The organism is Devosia sp. (genome assembly GCF_036406155.1).
In the GTDB taxonomy this organism is placed as follows: domain Bacteria; phylum Pseudomonadota; class Alphaproteobacteria; order Rhizobiales; family Devosiaceae; genus Devosia_A.
Genome location: NZ_DASWVV010000020.1, coordinates 1 through 20724 on the forward strand (window position 1 = coordinate 1; position 20724 = coordinate 20724).

Below are 20724 nucleotides of genomic sequence, written 5' to 3' on the forward strand. Positions count from 1 at the left end.
AGCCGCGGCGGCAACGGCGATGGCCGCGGCCGCGCCGCCGGCGGGCCGGCGCCGAGGTCGAGCGCAGCCGCCCGCACGTCCTCGACCAGGGCCAGCGCCACCTGGCGACCCCCGATCAGCTCGAGATAGACCTCGGCCAGGATCTCGCTGTCGAGAAGGGCGCCGTGCAGGGTGCGCCGCGAATTGTCGATGCCGTAATGCTTGCACAGCGAATCGAGGCTGACGCGGGCTCCCGGATGCACCTCGCGCGCCAACGCCACGGTGTCGATCACCTCGTTGCCGAGCGCCGGCAGCGCTACCCGCTCCAGTTCGGCGTTGAGGAAACTGATGTCGAAGGCGGCGTTGTGGATGATCAGCGTGGCATCGCCGACAAAGGCGAGCAGTTCCTCGGCCACCTCGGCGAACAGCGGCTTGTCGCGCAGGAATTCGTCGGACAGCCCGTGCACGCGGTAGGCGTCCTCCGGCATGTCGCGCTCGGGATTGAGATAGCGGTGGAAATGCTTGCCCGTCGGAATGTGGTTGACGAGTTCGATGCAGCCGATCTCGACGATGCGGTCGCCGGTCGCCGCCGACAGGCCGGTGGTTTCGGTATCGAGGACGATCTCGCGCTTCATGGTTCTTCCTGCGAGCGGGCCCGAAGGGCCTCGAGCAGCGCCGCCACCTTGCCGCGGGTGACCTGCAGGGGCTGCGAGGTGTCGATGACGTAGTCGGCCCGCGCCTGCTTTTCGGCCTGGGGCATCTGGCGGGCAAGCAGGGCGTCGAGCTTTTCCACCGTCATTCCCGGACGCTGCAGCGCCCGGCGCCGCTGCGTCGCCTCGTCGACGACGGTAACGACAACCGCGTCCAGCCCGTGGTCGAACCCGTTCTCGAACAGCAACGGGATGTCGGCGACCGCAAGCGCCGCGCCCTGGCGCTCGGCGCCGGCGAAGAACTCGGCGATCTGTCCGCGCACCAGCGGATGGACGATGGCCTCGACCTCGCTCAGCCGGCCGGGAGCCGCGAGCAGGCGCCGCGCCAGTTCCGTGCGGTCGATGGCGCCGTCGACGGCAATACCGGGAAACAGGCGCTCGAGCGGGGCCACGGCGGCGCCGCGATAGAGGGCGTGCACGGCCGCGTCGGAGGAGAAGACGGGCACGCCCGACTCGGCGAGCATTTCGAGCACGGTGGACTTGCCGGTCGCGATGGAGCCGGTGAGGCCGACCCGGAGCATGCTCATTGCCCCAGCGTGGCGGCGATGGCAGCCCGCAATTCGGCGGTCACCTCCGGCCTTGTCCCGAACCACGCCTCGAAGCCGGGCACCGCCTGGTGCAGCAGCATGCCCAGGCCGTCGACCACATTCAGGCCGCGGGCCCGCGCCGCCGCCAGCAGCGGGGTTTCGAGCGGCGTGTAGACGATGTCGGTGACCAGCGCCGTCGCCGGCAGCAGATCGAGCGGCAAGTCCTCGAAGCCGCTGCCGTGCATGCCGATGGCGCTGGTGTTGACGACGAAGCCGGTCTTGGGCGCCAGCCGCGCAAACTCTGCAAGGCTGCCCCCGACGAGGCCCGCGCCGAGTTCGGCGGCGAGCGCCCGCGCCCGTTCCGGGGTGCGGTTGAGGATGTGGATGAGGCCGGTGCCGCGCTGCTGCAGGGCGACGACGACGGCCCGGGAGGCGCCGCCCGCGCCGAGCACGATTGCATCGCGCGGCCCCTCGCTCCAGCCCGGTGCCTGCTGGTCGAGATTGGCGAGGAAGCCGTAATGGTCGGTATTGGCGCCATGGACGTGCCCGGCGCTGGCCGTCAGCGTGTTCACGGCGCCGATGCGGGTGGCGAGGGCGTCGACGCTGTCGCACAGCCGGTAGGTCGCTTCCTTGTGCGGCAGGGTGACGTTGCCGCCGACGAATTCCCCGCTGCGCAGGCGGGCGAAGATCTCGCCCAGATGCGCCGGCGTCACGTCGATCGGCTCGTAGCTGCCGGCGATGCCGTAGACCCTCAGCCAGCTATTGTGAATGAGGGGCGAGCGCGAATGGGCGATGGGGTGGCCGATGACGAAAGCGCGTTTCACGTGAATCCTTCGAGCAGATGCGGGGCGTGGGCGCGCAAGGCCGCAAGCAGCGGCAGGAGCGGCAGGCCCAGAATGGTGAAATAGTCCCCGTCGATGCGCTCGAACAGCTGCACCGACGGGCCTTCGAGCCGATAGCCGCCCACCGCGCCCAGCACCCTGTCGCCCTCGAGCGCCAGGACCCGGTCGCGTTCGACGGGGGAGAACCGGCGCAGCGTGAGGGTCGCCTCGGCGATATCCGACCACAGGATGTGGCCGGCCCGGGCCAGCGCCACGCCGCACCACAGCGTATGGCGCCGCCCCCGCAGCCGGTCCAGCTGCGCCCGCGTCGCGGCGAGGTCGGCGGGCTTGTGCAGCAGTTCGGAGCCGAGCGCCAGCACCTGGTCGGCGCCGATCACCAGCGCGTCCGGGCGATCGGCCGCGACGGCAAGCGCCTTGGCCTCGGCCAGGGCGCGGGCAACATCCCCCGCTCCGGCGCCTGTCCCCAGGGCGCGCGCCTCCAGCCCGCGCTCGTCGATCTGGGCTGGACTCACGGCGAATCGCAGCCCGGCTGCGGTGAGCAGGGCCGCGCGGGCAGGACTGCGGGAAGCAAGGACGAGCATGGGCGGAGCTTTTCCACACTGTTCCCCATCACTCAAGCCCCGGCCGGTGCGAAACACCCCGCGAGGCACCGGCCATTCCGGTTGTGCACGCGAGCGCCAAATCCGTTCACAGGAAGGCGGCGGTGCATGGTTAAGGATCCGTCAACACGAAGAACGGGGACAACCGGTCGGACGAACCGGCGCTTTTCCTCCGCCGTTAACCGGTTGTTCACCTTGCCCAAGGCGTTAAGATTTTGTTAACGCGCATGAATCGACGCCCGCGCAGCATTTCTCCAAGATCCGGCCCCACAACGGCGGCCGGTGGAGTTGCGGCCGAGGGTCCCGGCCGCCCCCGGTTGTGGGTTGCCGACAATTCAGGCAAAACACCGCCATGATAATGAAGATAAAGATTCTAGACTCTCTTCCGAGGACCCGACTGTGAGCCCGGCGCCCGCCGCAAGACGCCTGCTGGCGACGGTCCGCGGTGCCATCCAGCCCACGCCACCGATCTGGATCATGCGCCAGGCCGGCCGCTATCTGCCGGAATATCGTGAATTGCGAAGTCGCGCCGGCGGCTTTCTCGAACTGTGCTACACGCCGGACCTCGCCACCGAGGTGACGCTGCAGCCGGTCCGGCGCTTCGACCTCGACGCCGCCATCCTGTTCTCCGACATCCTCGTGGTGCCGGACGCCCTCGGCCAGGAAGTGCGTTTCGAGACCGGGGAAGGGCCGCTGCTGACCCCGCTCTCGGCCGCGTCGATCGGGGCGCTGCGCCCGGAACGGGTGCTCGAGCGTCTGGCCCCGGTGCTGGAAACGGTGCGTCGGGTGCGGGCGGCACTGCCCGACGACAAGACGCTGATCGGCTTTTGCGGCTCGCCGTGGACGGTTGCAACCTACATGCTCGGCGGACGCGGCTCGCCCGACCAGCAGGCCGCCCGGTTGTTCGCCTTGCGCGAGCCGGAGGCGTTCGCGCGGCTCATGGACATCCTCGTCGATGTCAGCGTCGACTATCTGGTGGCACAGTTCCGCGCCGGCGCCGACGTCGTGCAGCTGTTCGAGAGCTGGGCCCTCAATCTCGATGAAACGGCCTTTGCCGAGCGCGTCATCGAGCCGAACCGGCGCATCGTCGCCGGCGTGCGGCGGCAGCTTCCGGATGCCCCGATCATCGGGTTTCCGCGCGGCGCCGCCGGCATGATCGCGGCCTATGCCGAGGCGACCGGCGTCAATGTCGTCGGCCTCGACTATGCCACGCCGCTGCAGTTCGCCGCGGCGACACTGCCGGCCGGCCTCGGCGTGCAGGGCAACCTCGATCCGCTGCGCCTCGTCGTGGGCGGCCGGCAGATGGAGGAGCGGGCCCGCGAGATCGTCGCCGCCTTCCGCGGTCGCCCGCACATCTTCAACCTCGGGCATGGCATCGTGCCGGAGACGCCGATCGCCCATGTCGAGCGACTGCTCGAGATCGTGCGCGGGGGCTGAGCCATGGAATGGGTGCGGGCGCTGCACGTGATCGCGATCATAGCCTGGATGGCGGGGCTGCTGTACCTGCCGCGCCTGTTCGTCTATCACGCCGACGTGCCGCGGGGCTCGGCCCGGTCCGAGACCTTCAAGGTCATGGAGCGGCGGCTCTATCGCGGCATCGCCACGCCGGCGATGCTGGCCGCGTGGCTATTCGGGCTGTGGCTCGCCTTCGGTTTCGGCCTCATCGATTTCAGCGCCGGCTGGATGTGGATCAAGGCGGCCATGGTCATCGCGCTGACCATCTACCACCTCTATCTCGGCGCCGCGCGCCGGGCCTTCGCGGAGGATCGCAATAGCCGACCTGCCCGCTTCTACCGCGCGCTCAACGAAGTGCCGACGCTGCTCATGATCGTCATCGTCATCGCCGTCATCGTCAAGCCGTTCTAGGCATTGCGGGCTTTCCGGGGCCGCGCAAAGCGCTTGAATGTGACCAGGCTTCCGGATAAGAACGCCGGCACACCCCCTTCTAGCGACGTCTCCCCGGCGCCGTTGCGGTGACAAACCCCCTCCTTGCCTTCCTTTCCGTCTTCCCCACAGGGTCACCCGTCAATGGACAATATGAAGCTCAGCGAGCTCAAGGCGAAATCTCCTGCCGAACTGTTGGTGTTCGCCGAGCAGTACGAAGTCGAAAACGCCTCCACCATGCGCAAGCAGGAGCTGATGTTTGCGATCCTCAAGGAGCTCGCGGCGCGTGAGGTGGAGATCATCGGCGAGGGGGTGGTCGAGGTGCTGCCCGACGGCTTCGGCTTCCTGCGCTCGCCGGATGCCAACTACCTGCCGGGCCCGGATGACATCTATGTCAGCCCCAGCCAGATCCGCCGCTTTTCGCTCAGGACCGGCGACACCGTCGAGGGCCAGATCCGTTCGCCCAAGGAAGGCGAGCGCTACTTCGCCCTGCTCAAGGTCTCGACCATCAATTTCGAGGACCCCGAGAAGGTCCGCCACAAGGTCAATTTCGACAACCTCACCCCGCTCTACCCCGACGAGCGGCTGCGCCTCGAACTGCCCGACCCGACGGTCAAGGACAAGAGCGCCCGGGTGATGGACCTCGTGGCGCCGCTCGGCAAGGGCCAGCGCGCGCTCATCGTTGCTCCCCCGCGTACCGGCAAGACCGTGTTGTTGCAAAACATTGCACAATCGATCGCCATCAACCATCCCGAGTGCTATCTGATCGTGCTCCTCATCGACGAGCGCCCCGAGGAAGTCACCGACATGCAGCGCTCGGTCAAGGGCGAGGTCATCTCCTCGACCTTCGACGAGCCCGCCTCGCGCCACGTCCAGGTCGCCGAGATGGTCATCGAGAAGGCCAAGCGCCTGGTCGAGCACAAGCGCGACGTCGTCATCCTGCTCGATTCCATCACCCGGCTCGGGCGCGCCTACAACACCGTGGTGCCGAGCTCGGGCAAGGTGCTGACCGGCGGCGTCGACGCCAACGCCCTGCAGCGGCCGAAGCGTTTCTTCGGCGCCGCCCGCAACATCGAGGACGGCGGCTCGCTCACCATCATCTCGACGGCGCTGATCGATACCGGCAGCCGCATGGACGAAGTGATCTTCGAGGAGTTCAAGGGCACCGGCAACTCCGAGATCGTGCTCGACCGCAAGGTGTCCGACAAGCGCGTCTTCCCCGCCATCGACGTCACCAAGTCCGGCACCCGCAAGGAAGAGCTGCTGGTCGAGCCCGACATCCTGCGCAAGATGTACGTGCTGCGCCGCATCCTCAATCCGATGGGCACGGTCGATGCCATCGAGTTCCTGCTCGACAAGCTCCGCCAGACCAAGACCAATGCGGAGTTCTTCGAGTCGATGAACACCTGACGCGGCCGTCCATGCGCCACGGCGACACCATCGTCGCCCTGTCCTCGGGCGCGCTTCCGTCGGGCGTGGCGGTCATCCGCATCTCGGGCCCCGGCGCTGCAGCGCTGCTGTCCGGGCTGCTGCCCGCGCTGCCGCCGCCCCGCCGCCTGGCCCTGACGGACATCACGGTGGGCGGCGACCTCGTCGATCGCGGCCTCGTCGCCTGGTTCCCCGCCCCCCGCAGCTTCACCGGCGAGGATTGTGCCGAACTGCAGGTGCACGGGTCCCCGGCAGTGGTGCGGGCCCTGCTGCGGGCGCTGACGGCGGCCGGCGGGCGCCTCGCCGAGGCCGGGGAGTTCACTCGGCGCGCCTTCGAGAACGGCAAGCTCGACTTGACCGAAGTCGAGGGGCTGGGCGATCTCATCACGGCCGAGACCGAAGCGCAGCGCCACCAAGCTATGGCGCGGCTGAGCGGCGCGCTGTCGCGTCGGTTGGAGACGTGGCGGGAGCGGCTGGCAACGGCGCGTGCCGAACTCGAGGCGCAGCTGGATTTCTCCGATGAGGCCGATGTCGGCGCGCTGCCGGCCGGCTTCCTCCCCGGGCTGCGGGCGCTTGCAGGCGAGTTTGCCGAAGCGATCGAGACAGTTGGACGCGGCCGCATCGTGCGCGAAGGCCTGCGGGTGGCGCTGGCGGGGCCGCCCAACGCCGGAAAGTCCAGCCTGCTCAATGCCCTGGCCCGTTCCGACGTGGCCATCGTCACGCCCGAGGCGGGAACGACCCGCGACGTGCGCGAAGTTCCCATCGATCTCGATGGCCGGCTGGTGATCCTGCTCGACATGGCCGGCCTGCGCGAGACCGAGAGCCTCGCCGAGGCCGAAGGCGTCCGCCGGGCCCGCCACGAGATCGCCCGGGCCGACCTGGTGCTGTGGCTCATGGCGCCGGATGTCCCGCCCGAAGCGGAACCGGCCGGTATCGCTGCGCCGCTGTGGCGGGTTGCCACCAAGGTCGATATCGGCCCGGTGCCAGGCGCCCTCGACGCCGCCATCTCGACGCGCACCGGCGAGGGCCTCGCACCGCTCCTGGCGCAATTGCGCCGCTTTGCCGCCGATGCGGTGGCCGGCGCGCCCGCCCTGCTCAGCCGCGAGCGCGACCTGGCGGCCCTGACCGCGGCCAGTGCGGCGCTCAACGACGCCATGGCGACGCTGCACAGCCCCGAACTCGCCGCCGAATCGCTGCGCGCCGCGACCCAGGCGCTGGAGCGGCTGGTCGGCCGCATCGATGCGGAAGCCGTGCTCGACCGGCTGTTCAGCGCCTTCTGCATCGGCAAATAGGGATTCACGTGAAACAGTGGCGGACGCCGCGTGCCCCGCGTTGTTGATTCACGTGAAACAATGGCCTAGACCGAGCCCCCCAAGGAGCAGGCAATGAGCGAATTTGGCGTGATCGTGGTGGGTGGCGGGCACGCCGGGTGCGAAGCGGCGGCGGCGGCGGCGCGGCTGGGCGTGCCCACGGCGCTGATCACGCACAAGCGCGCCACCATCGGCGAAATGAGCTGCAATCCGGCGATCGGCGGCCTCGGCAAGGGCCATCTGGTGCGCGAGGTCGACGCGCTCGACGGCCTCATGGGCCGCGTCGCCGACGCCGCCGGTATCCAGTTTCGCGTCCTCAACCGGCGCAAGGGCCCGGCCGTCCGCGGCCCGCGGGCGCAGGCCGACCGCAAACTCTACAAGCGGGCGATGCAGGCGGCGCTGCAGGCCCAGGCCCAACTCGAGATCATCGAGGGGGAAGTGGACGACCTTGCCCTCGTCGACGGCCGCGTCGGCGGCGTGGTGCTGCTCGATGGCCGCCGGTTCACCGCCGCCGCCGTGGTCCTGACGACCGGCACCTTCCTCCGGGGGCTGATCCATCGCGGTGAGGAAACGATCCCCGCCGGCCGCGCCGGCGAGGGCCCGGTGCTCGGCCTGTCGGTGCGGCTCGAGGCGCTCGGGCTGCGGCTCGGCCGGCTGAAGACCGGCACCCCGGCCCGGCTCGATCGCAACAGCATCGATTTCAGCGTGCTCGACGAGCAGCGGGGGGACGATCCGCCCGAGCCGTTCTCGGCGCTGACGACGTCCATCACCACGCCGCAGGTGAGCTGTTTCGTCACGCGCACCACGACCGAGACGCACCGGCTGATCACCGCCAATATCCACCGGTCGGCCATGTACTCGGGGCGGATCCAGAGCCGCGGACCGCGCTACTGCCCGTCGATCGAGGACAAGGTGGTGCGCTTCGCCGACCGCGACAGCCACCAGATCTTCCTCGAGCCCGAGGGGCTGGACGACGACACCATCTATCCCAACGGGCTGTCGAGCTCGCTGCCGGCCGACGTCCAGGACGCGTTTCTGCGCACCATGCCGGGGCTCGAGAACGTGCGCGTGCTGCGGCCGGGCTACGCCATCGAATATGATTACGTCGACCCACGCGAACTTCGCCACTCGCTTGAAATGAAACGGCTTCCTGGCCTGTATCTGGCCGGGCAAATTAACGGTACAACAGGTTATGAAGAGGCCGGCGCCCAGGGGATTCTCGCCGGCGCCAACGCCGCCCTGGCGACGCTGGGCCGCCCGCCGATGCTGCTGTCGCGCACCGACAGCTACACCGGCGTCATGATCGACGATCTCGTGACGCGCGGCGTCTCGGAGCCATATCGCATGTTCACGTCGCGCGCGGAATTCCGCCTGCATCTGCGCAGCGACAACGCCGACCAGCGCCTGGCGCCGTTGGGGATCGCCACCGGGCTCGTGGGGGAAAGGCGGGCCGAGCTGTTCCGGCAGCGCCAGGCGGCGCTGGCCGCCGGCCGCAAGCTGCTCGACAGCCTCAGCATCAGCCCGACCTCGGCGCGACGCGCCGGGATTGCCGTCAATGCCGATGGCGTCGCGCGCAGCGCCTTCGACCTGATGGCCTATCCGGCGACGACGGTCGACGACCTGATACGGCTGTGGCCGGAAATCTGCGGCCTGGCTCCGGACATCCTGGCGCAACTCGAGATCGACGCCAAGTACGCCGTCTATCTCGAGCGCCAGCGGGCCGATGTCGAGGCGGTGCGCCGCGACGAGAGCCGCGTGATCCCGGACTGGCTCGATTACGCGGCGCTGCCCGGCCTCTCCATCGAGGTGCGCCAGAAGCTGCAGCAGGCGCGCCCGGCGACGATCGCGCAGGCGCAGGCCATCGACGGGGTGACCCCGGCTGCCATCACGCTGCTGCTGTCGGTGATGCGTCGCGGCACGCTGCGCCGGGCCGGCTGATGGCGTCGCCTCCCGCTTTGGCGGCGGTGGCGCCCTACGCGGCGCTGGTGCCGCGCCCGGCAGCCGACGTCGCCGCCGACCTCGAGGCCTTCCATGCCCTGCTGGTCAAGTGGCAGCGCGTGCAGAACCTGGTTTCACGTGAAACACTGGGCGAGGTGTGGACGCGGCACGTCGCCGACAGCCTGCAACTCCTGCTGCTGCTCAGGCCGGACGACGCCGCCTTTCTCGATCTCGGCAGCGGCGGCGGCTTTCCTGCGCTGCCGCTGGCCATCGCCCTCAAGGGCCGTCCCTGCCGCTTCGTCCTGGTCGAAGCCAATGCCCGCAAGGCCAGCTTCCTGCGCGCCGTGGCCCGCGAACTCGGCCTCGCCGTCACCGTCGACGCGCGCCGCAGCGAGGATATCGACCCGGCGCAGCTGGGCCCGATCGACGTCATCACCGCCCGGGCGCTGGCGCCGTTGCCGGTGCTGTGCCCGCTGCTTGCCCCGTTCTTCGGCCCAAAAACCCGGGCGCTGCTGCACAAGGGCAGGGAACATGTTGAAGAGTTAGCCGAATCGGGTGCGGTCTGGCACCATGACGTGGTAAGACACCAAAGCGTCACCGATGCCGGCGGCGTGGTTCTTGAGATCAGCAATTTGCGCTTGAGAACCAAATAGTTAGAGGCACAGCAGGAGGCCGGATTGGCTCCGCGAATCTTGACCCTCGCCAACCAGAAGGGCGGGGTCGGCAAGACCACCACGGCGATCAACCTCGCCACCGCGCTCGCCGCCATCGGCGAACGCGTGCTGATCATCGACCTCGACCCGCAGGGCAATGCCTCGACCGGGCTCGGCATCGCGCGGGCCGGCCGCGTCGTTTCAAGCTACGAGTTGCTGGTCGGGGAGGCCCGCATCGCCGAGGCGGCGGTGATGACGTCGGTGCCCAACGTCGCCATCGTACCCTCGACCATGGATCTGCTTGGCGTCGAGATGACCATCGCCCAGCACGCCGACCGCACCTTCCGCCTGCGCGACGCCATGCGCGCCCTCGACGAGTTGCGCATCAACGGCAAGCCGGTGAGCTACGTGCTGGTCGATTGTCCGCCCTCGCTCAACCTGCTGACGGTCAACGCGCTGGTGGCCGCCGACGCCGTGCTGGTGCCGCTGCAATGCGAGTTCTTCGCCCTCGAGGGGCTCAGCCAGTTGCTGCAGACCATCGAGCATATCCGCTCGACGCTCAACCCGCGCCTCTCCATCCAGGGCGTGGTGATGACCATGTTCGACAAGCGCAACAACCTGTCCGAGCAGGTGCTGCACGACGTGCGCACGGAAATGGGCGACCTCGTCTACGACACCGTCATCCCGCGCAACGTGCGGCTGTCGGAGGCGCCCTCCTATGGCAAGCCCGCCCTGCTCTACGATCTCAAATGCGCCGGCAGCCAGGCCTATCTGCGGCTGGCGACGGAAGTGATCCGGCGGGAGCGGCGCTTGCATGCTGCCTGAGGAAAAGCCAATGCAGGACAAACCATCGCGGCTCGGCCGCGGCCTCGCCGCCCTGATCGGCGACATGGCCACCCTGGAGGGCGCCCGGGTGGCGGATTCGTCGGGCGGCGCCAAGCGCCTGCCGGTCGAGTTCCTGACCGCCAACCGCGCCAACCCGCGCCGCGAATTCGATGCCGCCCAGCTCGAGGAACTGACCAATTCCGTCCGCGAGAAGGGGGTGATGCAGCCGCTGCTGGTGCGCCCGACCAGGGACCCCAACCTGTTCGAGATCATCGCCGGCGAGCGCCGCTGGCGCGCCGCGCAGCGCGCCGGGCTGCACGAAGTGCCGGTCCTGATTCGCGATGTCGACGACAAGGAAGCGCTCGAGCTCGCCATCATCGAGAACGTGCAGCGCGTCGACCTCAACCCGCTCGAGGAGGCGCAGGGCTACGGCCAGCTCATCGAGCAGTTCGGCTACACGCAGCAGGACCTGGCCCAGGTCATCGGCAAGAGCCGCTCGCACGTCGCCAATACGCTGCGCCTGCTGCGCCTGCCGCAGGACGTGCGCGACATGCTCGCCCGCGGCGAGCTGACGGCCGGGCACGCCCGCACGCTGATTACCGCCGAGGACCCGGCCGGCCTTGCCCGCCGCATCGTCGGGGGCGGGCTGTCCGTGCGCGAGGCCGAAGCGCTCAACCAGCGTGGCAGCGCCCCGCGCCGCCGCCCCGGCGCTGCGCGCGACAAGGACGCCGATACCGCGGCGCTGGAAAAACGCCTGTCCGATGCCCTCGGCCTCGCCGTCAGCATCGACCACAGGGACGAGGGTGGCCGCATCGAGATCCGCTATCGCACTCTCGACCAGCTCGAGCTCGTCTGCGGCAGGCTCGGCGGCTGAGGGCGCGGGCGCCGGCGGTATCTCGCCCGGCGCTCCGGGCGGGTTTCACGTGAAACGGCGTGGTCAGCGCTCCGCCGCCATGGTGCACACCGCGAGCAGCGCCCGCTTGGCGATGGTCGCCTGCATGTCGTGGCGCTTGCGGGCGTCGGCGGTGGCGCCATGGAGCCGCTCGCTCGCGGCGGCGAGGGCGGTGTCCGGCCACAGCCGCAGCTGTTGTTCCAGCGCGCCGCGCCGCGAGAAATGCGGTTTCGGCCGCGCCCGGTCGAGCACCTCGCGCACCGACCGGCCGGCATCGACTTCCGCCCGCCAGCGCCGCAAAGCGGCGAAATGCTGCTGCACCCCGGCCAATAATTGCTGCGGGTTGACCGAAGCGGCCAGCGCCCGGGCGAGCGCCGCGTCGAGCCGGGCGGCGTGGCCGGTGCCAACGGCGTCGGCGATCTCGTCGAGCACCAGCGCCGCGTTGTCGGCGCACAGGGCGAGCACGTCGTCGCGCGTCAGCTGCTTGCTGTCGGCGGCAAACAGCACGAGCTTTTCCAGTTCCCGCCGCGTGATCTCGCGGTCGTTGCCGAGGGTATCGCGCAACGTCGCGGCCACGTCGGGCGCCGCCCGGATGCCGGCCTTGGCCAGGGTGTCACCGATCAATCTGAGCAGCGTCGCCTCGTTGTCCGGATAGCAGGGCAGGGCCCGCCCGGCGGCGGCGCCTTCGACCAGGGTGCGCAGCGGATCGCGCGGCGTCAAATTGCCGGCCTCGAGGATCACGGCGGCGCCCTGCGGCGCCGCCAGCAGTTCGGCGAGCGGGGCGGCGAGCGCCTTGCCGGGGCCACGCACCCGCACCACGCGCTTCTCGCCGAACAGCGAGGTGGTCCGCGCCTCGAGCAGGAGCCGGGACGGCTCGGCCTCGAGTTCGCCGCCGTCGAGGGTGACGAGGTTCATGCCGCCGGCATCGTCGCCGCCGAAACGCCCGGTCAGCCTGAGGCCGATCTCGCGCACCAGCCCGGCGTCCGGGCCGTAGACGAGAAACACGCCGTCGCTGACATCCGGATGCGCGACGAAGCGCTCGACCTCGTGCGCCTTGAGCGCGGTCACGGCCGCGGCCCGGCCAATGCCCCCAGGATGGCAAGCCGCACCGTCTCGGCGGCGGCGCGGGCCGCGCGCTCCTCGGCTTCGCGGCGCGCCTCCTCGTCGGCCAGCACCTGGCCGCGCGTCGTCCACGCGGCGCTCGCCGCGCGATTGCCGACGGCGACGACCTTGCCGGCTACGGTGACGGTATAGGCGACGCTGACCGTCACTTCGTTGGCCTTGGTCGGGCGGGCGGTGTTGCTGTGGGTGAGGGCGCGATTGGCCGCGCTGGTCGAAATGGCGACCTGCGGCGCCCCCGGGCCGCCCCCCTTGCCGAGGCGCAGCGCCAGGTCCTCAATCACGATCTGGTCGAGCCGCGTCGCGGGCGCGCTATAGGCCACTTCCAGCCGCGCCGCGCCGACCCCGCGCTCGCCATAGACCGGCGTCAGCGTGCAGCCGCCGAGCGCCAGCACAGCCGCTGCCAGCGCCAGCCCGATGCGGCCGCCGCGCCAGCGCGGCCTAGACGACGACATTGACGATCCTGTTGGGCACGATGATCACCTTTTTCGGCGCGCTGCCGCCGAGCATGCGGCTGACCGCCTCCAGTGACAAGGCCTCTTTCTCGATCGTCGCCTGCGACGCGTCGACCGGCACGCTGATCTCGCCGCGGCGCTTGCCGTTGACCTGCACCGGCAAGACGATGCTGGCCTCGACCAGCAGGCCGGGATCGGCCTCGGGCCAGGGGGCGTCGGCCACGATGCCGTCCTTGCCGAGCGCGGCCCAGCAGCTCTCGGCCAGATGCGGCATCATCGGCGCCAGCAGCTGCACCAGCCGCTCGATGCCCTCGCGCAGCACGCCGACGTGGCCGGCGGTGCCGAACATCGCGGCCGGTGCCGTCTCCTCGCTGGCCAGCCGGCTCAGCCCGTTGGCCAGTTCGTAGATATGGGCGACGGCGCGGTTGAAGCGCAGCGCCTCGATATCCTCACCCACCCGCGCCACGGTGCGGTGCGTGAGCCGGCGGACTTCCAGGAGTTCCCCCTCCTCGAGGACGCTCGGTGCGACGGCGCCCGGGAAGCGCTCGAACACCCCGATGCTCTCGTGCACCAGTTTCCACACGCGCTGCAGGAAGCGGCCGGCGCCCTCGATGCCGGCCTCGGTCCACTGCACGTCGCGCTCCGGCGGCGAGTCGGACAGCATGAACCAGCGCGCCGTGTCGGCCCCGTAGGTCGCGACGATCTCGTCCGGGTCGACCACGTTCTTCTTGGATTTGCTCATCTTTTCGATGGCGCCGATGGCGACCGGGGCGCCGGTCTCGGCGTGGCGCGCTGTCCGCGTCTCGCCGCTTGCCTCGAGCACCACGTCCTCGGGCGCGAGCCATTCCCCGCTCCCCGACTTGTACGTCTCGTGGGTGACCATGCCCTGGGTGAACAGGCCGCGGAACGGCTCGTCGACGGAGACGTGCCCGGTCTTGTGCATGGCCCGCGCGAAGAAGCGCGAATACAGCAGGTGCAGGATGGCGTGCTCGATGCCGCCGATATACTGGTCGACCGGCAGCCAGGCGTCGGCGGCGGCGCGGTCGGTCGGGCCCGCGGCGCCGGGGGCGGTGAAGCGGGCATAATACCAGGACGAATCGACGAAGGTGTCCATGGTGTCGGTTTCGCGCTGGGCCGGGCCGCCGCAGCGCGGGCAGGCGACGTGCTTCCAGGTCGGATGGTGGTCGAGCGGATTGCCCGGCCGGTCGAAGCTCACGTCGTCGGGCAGCACCACCGGCAGGTCCTTGTGCGGCACCGGGACCGTGCCGCACACCTCGCAGTGCACGACCGGGATGGGGCAGCCCCAGTAGCGCTGGCGCGAGATGCCCCAGTCGCGCAGCCGGTAGTTGACCTCGACCACGCCCTGCGGCCGGCCGTCCACCTCGCGCCCGCCGAAATGGGCGGCGATACGCGCCTTGGCGGCCTCGATCGCGAGCCCGTCGAGAAAGCCCGAATTGTAGATGGTGCCCGGCCCGGTATAGGCCTCGTCTTCCACCGCAAAGGCGGCGGGATCGGCCCCCTCGGGCAGCACCACCGGCAGCACCGGCAGGCCGTAGCGGCGGGCGAAATCGAGGTCGCGCTGGTCGTGCGCCGGGCAGCCGAAGATGGCGCCGGTGCCGTAGTCCATGAGCACGAAATTGGCGACATAGACCGGCAGCGTCTCGCCGTCACGCACCGGGTGCCTGACCCTCAGGCCGGTGAAATGGCCGTGCTTCTCGGCCTTCTCGATGACTTCGGTGGCCGTGCCCTGGCGGTGGCATTCGGCGATGAAGTCGCGCAGGGCGCCGTCGCTCTCGGCCAGCCGGGCGGCGAGCGGGTGGTCGGGCGACAGGGCGATGAAGCTCGCCCCGAAGATGGTGTCGGGGCGGGTGGTGAACACCTCGATGCTGGTAGCGCCGGCGGACGCGCCCGGCAGCACTTCGAACAGCAGGCGCAGCCCCTCCGAGCGGCCGATCCAGTTGCGCTGCATGACGCGCACCTTCTCGGGCCAGCCGTCGAGCCCGTCCAGCGCCTCGAGCAGCGCTTCGGAGTAGTCCGACACCTTGAGGAACCACTGCGTCAGCTCGCGCTGCTCGACCGGGGCGCCAGAGCGCCAGCCGCGCCCGTCGATGACCTGCTCGTTGGCCAGCACGGTCATGTCGACCGGATCCCAGTTGACCTTGGACTGCTTGCGCGCCACCAGCCCGGCCTCGAGGAAGTCGAGGAACAGCTTCTGCTGCTGGTGGTAGTAGGCGACGTCGCAGGTGGCGATCTCGCGCGACCAGTCGAGGCCGAGCCCGATGGCCTTGAGCTGGGCCTTCATCGCCGCGATGTTCTGGCGCGTCCAGGTGCCGGGGTGGACGCCGCGCTCGATGGCGGCGTTCTCGGCCGGCAGGCCGAAGGCGTCCCAGCCCATCGGGTGCAGCACGTTGAAGCCGCGGGCGCGCTTGTAGCGCGCCAACACGTCCCCCATGGTATAGTTGCGCACGTGCCCCATATGGATGCGGCCGGACGGATAGGGGAACATCTCGAGCACGTAGTAGCGCGGGCGCGGGTCGTCGTTGCTGACGACGAAGCTCTGCCGCTCCTCCCACAGTCTTTGCCAGCGGGGTTCTTCAACGCGCGGGTTGTAGCGTTCTACGCTCTTGGCAGTCACTTGCTCGACGTCCTCAGGGTGCGCTTTCGATTGCGCGGCGGGGGGTTTTTGGCTACCGGACCATCATCAGAAAAGCCTTGGGCGGTCAACAGCAAGCGGGGGTTCCGGTGGACGACAGCGTGACGAATGCAGCCGAACGGCTGGCCGGCATCCGGGCCCGCATCGAGCAGGCCCGCGCCCGCTTCGGGCCGCCGCCCGGGCGCGTCGAACTGGTGGCGGTGTCCAAGACCTTCGACGCCGACACCGTACGCCCCTATCTGCAGGCCGGGCAACGCATCTTCGCCGAGAACCGCGTGCAGGAGGCCAGGCAGAAATGGCCGGCGCTGCGGGCCGAGTACCCCGACCTCAGCCTGCACCTCATCGGGCCGCTGCAGACCAACAAGGCGCGCGACGCCGTGGCGCTGTTCGACGTCATCGAGAGCGTCGACCGCGACCGCCTCGCCGGCGTGCTGGCCGCCGAAATGCAGCGTGCCGGCAAGTCGCTGCCGGTCTTCGTGCAGGTCAATATCGGCGGCGAGGCGCAGAAGGCCGGCATCGCCCCGGCCGAGGCCGTCGCCTTTGTCGGGCGTTGCCGCACGGCGCACGGGCTCGATGTCGTGGGACTGATGTGCATCCCGCCCGAAGGCGAACCGGCAGGCCCCTATTTCGCCCATCTCGCCGCTCTCGGCCGCGAGGCCGGGGTCGCCTTCCTGTCGATGGGGATGAGCGCCGATTTCGAGACCGCCATCGCCATGGGGGCCACGCATGTACGCGTCGGCAGCGCCCTGTTCGGGGCGCGGCCATGACGCTATGGCGCCATAGCATCCCGGGCGGCGGCCATGTTCAACCGATAGTCTGGCGCGGCTAGGCTTCTCCCGACCCCGCCCCCTGCCACAGCTGGTCGAGCCGGGCCAGCAGGTCGTAGGTGGCGCCGCTGTCTTCCGGCACCTCGCCCGCCGCCCGCTCGCCGTCGGCGTCGCCGCCGGAGCGGATGGCCGCGAAGATCGACGCGATCCCGGCCTCGAGGTCGACGCCGTCGGCGTCGCCGGACATGTCGGCCGTGTCCTGTTCCGGCGCCGGGCCGGCCTGTGCAGTCTTGCCCATCAACAGTGCTCCCCTCGCTGCTTCACGCCGGCGACGCTAGTGTCGGCTCGTGGCCTGTTTCGGCCGCCGGCAAGGCCATTGTGCGGAAATGTTGTGGCCGCCGGGGACCGGGTGCCGCCCCGCTTCGCTTGATCCCGGTCAAGCCGGCAAGATCCTTGTCGGCTGAAACTTTGCGCTGGCGGATCACGTTGTTATCAGGCGTCACGGGCTTGTGATTGGCGGACCCGCGATGCCACACTTAACTGAACTCACCTGATCGGGGATGGGGATGAACAAGAGACGGATCTTCCTGGTCGATGATGACGCCGAACTGCGCCGGACGCTGGTCGACCAGTTGTCCCATTACCGCGAGTTCGAGGTGATCGAGGCCGCGACCGGCTCCGAGGCGCTGGCAAGGGTCCGCGACAGCCATGTCGATCTCATGATCCTCGATGTCGGCCTGCCGGACATGGACGGGCGCGAGGCGGTCAAGATCCTGCGCCGCAACGGCTTCAAGAGCCCGATCCTGATGCTCACCGGCCACGACACCGATTCCGACGAGATTCTCGGGCTCGAGGCGGGGGCCAACGACTACGTCACCAAGCCGTTCAAGTTCTCCGTGCTGCTGGCGCGCCTGCGCGCCGCGCTGCGCCAGCACGACCAGAGCGAGGACGTGGTCTTCACCATCGGCCCCTACGCCTTCCAGCCGGCGGCCAAGCTGCTCGAATCCGCCGACGGCCAGAAGGTACGGCTGACCGACAAGGAAACCTCGATCCTCAAGTACCTGTACCGGCAGGGGCCCAAGACCATCACCCGCGACGTGCTGCTCAAGGAGGTGTGGGGCTACAACAACCGCGTCACCACGCATACGCTCGAGACCCACATCTACCGGCTGCGCCAGAAGATCGAGCGCGACCCCTCCAACGCCCGGCTGCTGGTCACCGAGGAGGGCGGCTACCGCCTGGTGCCCTAGGCGTGCCACCGGCCACGCGGGGGCGGCTGCGCTTTGCGTGGCCTTTTTGCCGGGAAATGGATTCCGGTTCCGTCTCAGACATGCTCTATATCGATGCAAAGCGCGCGCACGGGCCGGGCCGGCTCGGGCGCGAACTGGCGCGGGGATCGATTAGGGCATGCAGCTGGACGACGCGGCGACAATCCTTGGGCGCGCGGATTTCTTCGAAATCTGCGACGCCGAGCAGCGCCGGTTGCTGGCCTTCGCCAGCGAACGGACGCGCTTCCGGCCCGGCTCGGTGATCTACCGCAGCGGCGACGTGCCCGAGGGCGCGCATGTGCTGGTCTCGGGCACCGTGGCGACGCTGCGCGAGGGCGGCGAGGACGACCCCTTCCTCGTGCACGAGGAAGGGGCGGTGCTGGGGGCCATGGCCCTGGTGGTGGCAAGACCGCGGCCGGTGACGGTCAAGGCCGTCGACGCGGTGGAAACGCTGTTCGTGCCGCGCACCGCCTTCATGAAGCTGGCGCAGCAATATCCCGATCTCGCGGCGCGGGCCGCCGACAAGATCAGGGGCGAACTCGCCGGCTATCTCGGCGCCATCGAGCGGGTGCGCGGCCGGATCGGCTAGCGCGGCGCGAAGCGCACCAGCACCGGCACGTGGTCCGAGGGCTTGTCGCTCCAGCCGCGCGCCGGCCGGATGATCTCGGCGCCGCTCGAGCGGGCGGCGATATCGGACGTCGACCAGATGTGGTCGAGCCGGCGGCCGCGGTCGGAGGCCTGCCAGTCGCGGTTGCGGTAGCTCCACCACGAATAGAGCTTGTGCTCGTGCGGGATGTGGCGGCGCACCAGGTCCACCCAGCCGTGCCCGCCGGTCAGCAGTCCGTCCAGAGCGGCGGTCTCGACCGGGGTATGGCTGACCACCTTGAGCAGCTGCTTGTGGCTCCACACGTCGTTCTCGTGCGGGGCGATGTTGAAATCGCCGCAGATCAGCTGGCCCGATGCGAATCCCGGCTCGGCGAACCAGGCGCCGAGTTCGGCCAGAAAATCGAGCTTGTGGCGGAACTTGCGGTTGATCTCGGGATCCGGCTCATCGCCGCCGGCCGGGATGTAGAAATTATGGACGGTCAGCGGGCCGCGGCCGAAATCGACGATGGCCGAGACGTGCCGGCTCTCCTCGATGCCGCAGAAGGTGCGGCTCGCAATTTCGGTGAGCGGCGCCCGCGAGAGGATGGCGACGCCATGATAGCCCTTCTGGCCGTGCACGGCCTGGTGCGGATAGCCGGCCTCCGCCAGCTGGCGCGCCGGAAACTGGTCGTTGCGGCACTTGATCTCCTGCAGGCACAGGATGTCGGGGCCGTACTGGCGCAGGAAATCGAGGACGATGGGCAGCCGGAGGCGGACCGAGTTGATGTTCCAGGTGGCAAGGCTGAGGGGCATGCAGGCAGGATTCCGGACGGAGATCGCGCGCCCCGTCGGGGGCGCTCGACCGCGAACGGCTCACTTGGTGGGGTCGACCGCGCGGTAGGTAGGGTCGATATAGAAATATGACTTGGGAATCTCAACATCCTTCTGCACGTCGTACAGCGAGAAGGTCAGTTCGGCGCCGCCCGGATCGACCAGCACCCACTGCACCAGGTCCTTGCTGTCCTTGTCGAACACCAGCGTGACCGAGACGAGGCCGACGGGTGTGTCGTCCTGCAGGGTGAGGGACAGATAGGCGTCCGACTGGTCGATGGCGACGATGTTGGCCGCCAGCAGGTCGATGTCCGATTCGAGGAACTGGCGCAGCGGTACCTTGTCCTGCGGGTAGGCGTATTTCGTCTCTTCCTTGCGGTCGATGACGTAGAAGCCGCGCCCGACCGAGATGATCTCCTCGCGGCTGGGCGGGTTGTAGCGGAAGCGCACCTTGCCCGGGCGCTCGATGAAGAACGTGCCCTCGATGCGGTTGCCCTGCGTGTCGATCTGCAGGAACCGTCCCGCCATGGTCCGGATCGCGGAATTGTGGGCGCTGATCTCGTTGATCAGCGCCACCTCTTCCTCGGTCAGCCGGCGCGGCTCGTCCTGCGCCACGGCCGGGACGGAGAGGACGAGAAGCGCGGCGACGGCGGCAAGAAAACGGCGGCGAATCATGGGCAAGGGGTTTCCCGCTGCGAGGACGTTCAAACTAGCCTAGGCACAGAATGCGGCAAGAGGTGGAAAAGCTCCACAGGCAAAGCCGGCGCCCCCTCGCGGCGGCGGGTGCCCCCTCCCCAACCCTCCCCACAAGGGGGAGGGTGTCCCCCGGTGCGCTTGGCCCAATGGTGCCCCCAAGGCCGGCAGCGGGCATTTTCACCAGCCGAAGCCAGCCGCAACGCTCGCCTCACCCCCCGGAGCCGGCCGCGACGCACTCTTCACCCTCCCCCGCGAAGCGCGGGGAGGGTCGGGGAGGGGGTGGTGCCGCGGGTCGGGTGCCGCAGTCGGCACCCTCCGCCCTTGAGGGGAAAGGGGACCGCCCGGGCCCGGTGGTTGGGGCCGGATCGTGCGGTCGCGCCTGTTCTCCGGCGCGGCGGGCGGGTGCCCCCCTCCCCAACCCTCCCCACAAGGGGGAGGGTGTCCCCCGGTGCGCTTGGCCCAATGGTGCCACCAAGGCCGGCAGCGGCCACCCTCACCAGCCAAAGCCAGCCGCAACTCGTCCCTGCACCCGCCGGAACCGGCCGCAACGCTTCCCTGCACCCACCGGAACCGGCCGCACGCGTCCCTGCACCCGCCGGAACCGGCCGCGACGCACTCTTCACACTCCCCCGCGTCAGCGTGGGGAGGGTCGGGGAGGGGGTGGTGCCGCGGGGCACGGGTGCTGCCGTCGCAGCGCGCCGGAAAAAGTAATCCCCGTCCCCTGCACCGGCCCTATGCTCCTCCCCAGCGGCGCCCCGAAGCG

At 69.5% G+C, this 20724-nt stretch carries 21 protein-coding genes; 11 read left to right on the top strand and 10 right to left on the bottom strand.

What is annotated here, in order from left to right:
- From dnaQ to VGD93_RS01205, 4 genes are all read right to left on the bottom strand, one after another.
- Positions 1-614: DNA polymerase III subunit epsilon (dnaQ, locus tag VGD93_RS01190; RefSeq protein ID WP_395008367.1), on the bottom strand; the 614-nt coding region annotated here is incomplete at its 3' end.
- Entirely contained in the window at positions 611-1210 is a 600-nt protein-coding gene (gene coaE, locus VGD93_RS01195; RefSeq protein ID WP_395008403.1) for a dephospho-CoA kinase, read from the bottom strand. The genes coaE and dnaQ, both read right to left, overlap by 4 nt.
- A 2-nt stretch (positions 1211-1212) precedes the next feature.
- Positions 1213-2046 carry a shikimate dehydrogenase gene (locus VGD93_RS01200; protein ID WP_395008405.1) on the bottom strand — a complete coding sequence of 278 codons (834 nt, stop codon included), beginning with the start codon at positions 2044-2046 and terminating at the stop codon, positions 1213-1215.
- Positions 2037-2639: a Maf family protein gene (locus tag VGD93_RS01205; RefSeq protein WP_395008369.1), complete on the bottom strand. Its 603-nt coding sequence runs from the start codon at positions 2637-2639 to the stop codon at positions 2037-2039. Before VGD93_RS01205 ends, VGD93_RS01200 begins: the two co-directional genes overlap by 10 nt.
- A 417-nt stretch (positions 2640-3056) precedes the next feature.
- Between VGD93_RS01205 and hemE the strand changes: the two genes are divergently transcribed.
- The 8 genes from hemE (at position 3057) to VGD93_RS01245 (ending at position 11569) form a co-directional block, all read left to right on the top strand.
- Complete coding sequence (gene hemE, locus VGD93_RS01210) at positions 3057-4094, top strand: uroporphyrinogen decarboxylase (protein WP_395008371.1); 1038 nt, start codon at positions 3057-3059, stop codon at positions 4092-4094.
- Positions 4095-4097: 3 nt separating this feature from the next.
- Positions 4098-4523, top strand: a complete 426-nt coding sequence (gene hemJ / locus VGD93_RS01215; RefSeq protein ID WP_395008373.1) for a protoporphyrinogen oxidase HemJ — start codon at positions 4098-4100, stop codon at positions 4521-4523.
- A gap of 162 nt (positions 4524-4685) precedes the next feature.
- The gene (rho, locus tag VGD93_RS01220) at positions 4686-5951 is read left to right on the top strand and encodes a transcription termination factor Rho (protein WP_395008375.1); all 1266 of its coding nucleotides are present in this window, start codon (positions 4686-4688) and stop codon (positions 5949-5951) included.
- An 11-nt stretch (positions 5952-5962) separates the two neighbouring features.
- Positions 5963-7261, top strand: a complete 1299-nt coding sequence (mnmE, locus tag VGD93_RS01225) for a tRNA uridine-5-carboxymethylaminomethyl(34) synthesis GTPase MnmE (RefSeq protein WP_395008377.1) — start codon at positions 5963-5965, stop codon at positions 7259-7261.
- Between the two features lie 93 nt (positions 7262-7354).
- Positions 7355-9217 (top strand): tRNA uridine-5-carboxymethylaminomethyl(34) synthesis enzyme MnmG, encoded by a 1863-nt coding sequence (mnmG, locus tag VGD93_RS01230; protein WP_395008379.1) that lies wholly within the window; start codon positions 7355-7357, stop codon positions 9215-9217.
- Positions 9217-9870 (top strand): 16S rRNA (guanine(527)-N(7))-methyltransferase RsmG, encoded by a 654-nt coding sequence (gene rsmG / locus VGD93_RS01235; RefSeq protein WP_395008381.1) that lies wholly within the window; start codon positions 9217-9219, stop codon positions 9868-9870. The genes mnmG and rsmG overlap by 1 nt, the downstream gene beginning before the upstream one ends.
- A gap of 24 nt (positions 9871-9894) precedes the next feature.
- On the top strand, positions 9895-10695 hold the full coding sequence (locus VGD93_RS01240; protein WP_395008383.1) for a ParA family protein: 801 nt from the start codon (positions 9895-9897) through the stop codon (positions 10693-10695).
- Between the two features lie 10 nt (positions 10696-10705).
- Positions 10706-11569 carry a ParB/RepB/Spo0J family partition protein gene (locus tag VGD93_RS01245; protein ID WP_395008385.1) on the top strand — a complete coding sequence of 288 codons (864 nt, stop codon included), beginning with the start codon at positions 10706-10708 and terminating at the stop codon, positions 11567-11569.
- A 63-nt stretch (positions 11570-11632) separates the two neighbouring features.
- Here VGD93_RS01245 and holA read toward each other — a convergent pair whose 3' ends face one another.
- Genes holA through leuS form a run of 3 tightly spaced genes read right to left on the bottom strand, consistent with a single transcriptional unit; the run spans position 11633 to position 15796 of the window.
- Positions 11633-12655 (bottom strand): DNA polymerase III subunit delta, encoded by a 1023-nt coding sequence (gene holA / locus VGD93_RS01250; RefSeq protein WP_395008387.1) that lies wholly within the window; start codon positions 12653-12655, stop codon positions 11633-11635.
- Positions 12652-13161, bottom strand: coding sequence for a hypothetical protein (locus VGD93_RS01255; RefSeq protein WP_395008389.1), 510 nt, complete (start codon positions 13159-13161; stop codon positions 12652-12654). Before VGD93_RS01255 ends, holA begins: the two co-directional genes overlap by 4 nt.
- Complete coding sequence (gene leuS, locus VGD93_RS01260; protein WP_395008391.1) at positions 13148-15796, bottom strand: leucine--tRNA ligase; 2649 nt, start codon at positions 15794-15796, stop codon at positions 13148-13150. The genes VGD93_RS01255 and leuS overlap by 14 nt, the downstream gene beginning before the upstream one ends.
- 119 nt (positions 15797-15915) lie before the next feature.
- Between leuS and VGD93_RS01265 the strand changes: the two genes are divergently transcribed.
- Positions 15916-16581, top strand: a complete 666-nt coding sequence (locus VGD93_RS01265; protein ID WP_395008393.1) for a YggS family pyridoxal phosphate-dependent enzyme — start codon at positions 15916-15918, stop codon at positions 16579-16581.
- Between the two features lie 58 nt (positions 16582-16639).
- Here VGD93_RS01265 and VGD93_RS01270 read toward each other — a convergent pair whose 3' ends face one another.
- Positions 16640-16879, bottom strand: a complete 240-nt coding sequence (locus VGD93_RS01270; protein WP_395008395.1) for a hypothetical protein — start codon at positions 16877-16879, stop codon at positions 16640-16642.
- Positions 16880-17147: 268 nt separating this feature from the next.
- Here VGD93_RS01270 and VGD93_RS01275 point away from each other — a divergent pair, with 268 nt between their 5' ends.
- Positions 17148-17831: a response regulator transcription factor gene (locus tag VGD93_RS01275; RefSeq protein WP_395008396.1), complete on the top strand. Its 684-nt coding sequence runs from the start codon at positions 17148-17150 to the stop codon at positions 17829-17831.
- A 157-nt stretch (positions 17832-17988) separates the two neighbouring features.
- Positions 17989-18438, top strand: a complete 450-nt coding sequence (locus tag VGD93_RS01280; protein WP_395008397.1) for a cyclic nucleotide-binding domain-containing protein — start codon at positions 17989-17991, stop codon at positions 18436-18438.
- Here VGD93_RS01280 and VGD93_RS01285 read toward each other — a convergent pair.
- Positions 18435-19247: an exodeoxyribonuclease III gene (locus VGD93_RS01285; protein WP_395008399.1), complete on the bottom strand. Its 813-nt coding sequence runs from the start codon at positions 19245-19247 to the stop codon at positions 18435-18437. The genes VGD93_RS01280 and VGD93_RS01285 overlap by 4 nt on opposite strands.
- 60 nt (positions 19248-19307) lie before the next feature.
- Positions 19308-19940: a LolA family protein gene (locus VGD93_RS01290; protein WP_395008401.1), complete on the bottom strand. Its 633-nt coding sequence runs from the start codon at positions 19938-19940 to the stop codon at positions 19308-19310.
- Positions 19941-20724 lie beyond the last annotated feature (784 nt).

Coding starts and splice junctions, on each gene's coding strand:
- coaE (WP_395008403.1), bottom strand. CDS start 1,210: ATGCTCCGGGTCGGCCTCACCGGCTCCATCGCGACCGGCAAGTCCACC.
- VGD93_RS01205 (WP_395008369.1), bottom strand. CDS start 2,639: ATGCTCGTCCTTGCTTCCCGCAGTCCTGCCCGCGCGGCCCTGCTCACC.
- hemJ (WP_395008373.1), top strand. CDS start 4,098: ATGGAATGGGTGCGGGCGCTGCACGTGATCGCGATCATAGCCTGGATG.
- rho (WP_395008375.1), top strand. CDS start 4,686: ATGGACAATATGAAGCTCAGCGAGCTCAAGGCGAAATCTCCTGCCGAA.
- mnmE (WP_395008377.1), top strand. CDS start 5,963: ATGCGCCACGGCGACACCATCGTCGCCCTGTCCTCGGGCGCGCTTCCG.
- mnmG (WP_395008379.1), top strand. CDS start 7,355: ATGAGCGAATTTGGCGTGATCGTGGTGGGTGGCGGGCACGCCGGGTGC.
- rsmG (WP_395008381.1), top strand. CDS start 9,217: ATGGCGTCGCCTCCCGCTTTGGCGGCGGTGGCGCCCTACGCGGCGCTG.
- VGD93_RS01245 (WP_395008385.1), top strand. CDS start 10,706: ATGCAGGACAAACCATCGCGGCTCGGCCGCGGCCTCGCCGCCCTGATC.
- VGD93_RS01255 (WP_395008389.1), bottom strand. CDS start 13,161: ATGTCGTCGTCTAGGCCGCGCTGGCGCGGCGGCCGCATCGGGCTGGCG.
- VGD93_RS01270 (WP_395008395.1), bottom strand. CDS start 16,879: ATGGGCAAGACTGCACAGGCCGGCCCGGCGCCGGAACAGGACACGGCC.
- VGD93_RS01275 (WP_395008396.1), top strand. CDS start 17,148: ATGAACAAGAGACGGATCTTCCTGGTCGATGATGACGCCGAACTGCGC.
- VGD93_RS01280 (WP_395008397.1), top strand. CDS start 17,989: ATGCAGCTGGACGACGCGGCGACAATCCTTGGGCGCGCGGATTTCTTC.
- VGD93_RS01285 (WP_395008399.1), bottom strand. CDS start 19,247: ATGCCCCTCAGCCTTGCCACCTGGAACATCAACTCGGTCCGCCTCCGG.
- VGD93_RS01290 (WP_395008401.1), bottom strand. CDS start 19,940: ATGATTCGCCGCCGTTTTCTTGCCGCCGTCGCCGCGCTTCTCGTCCTC.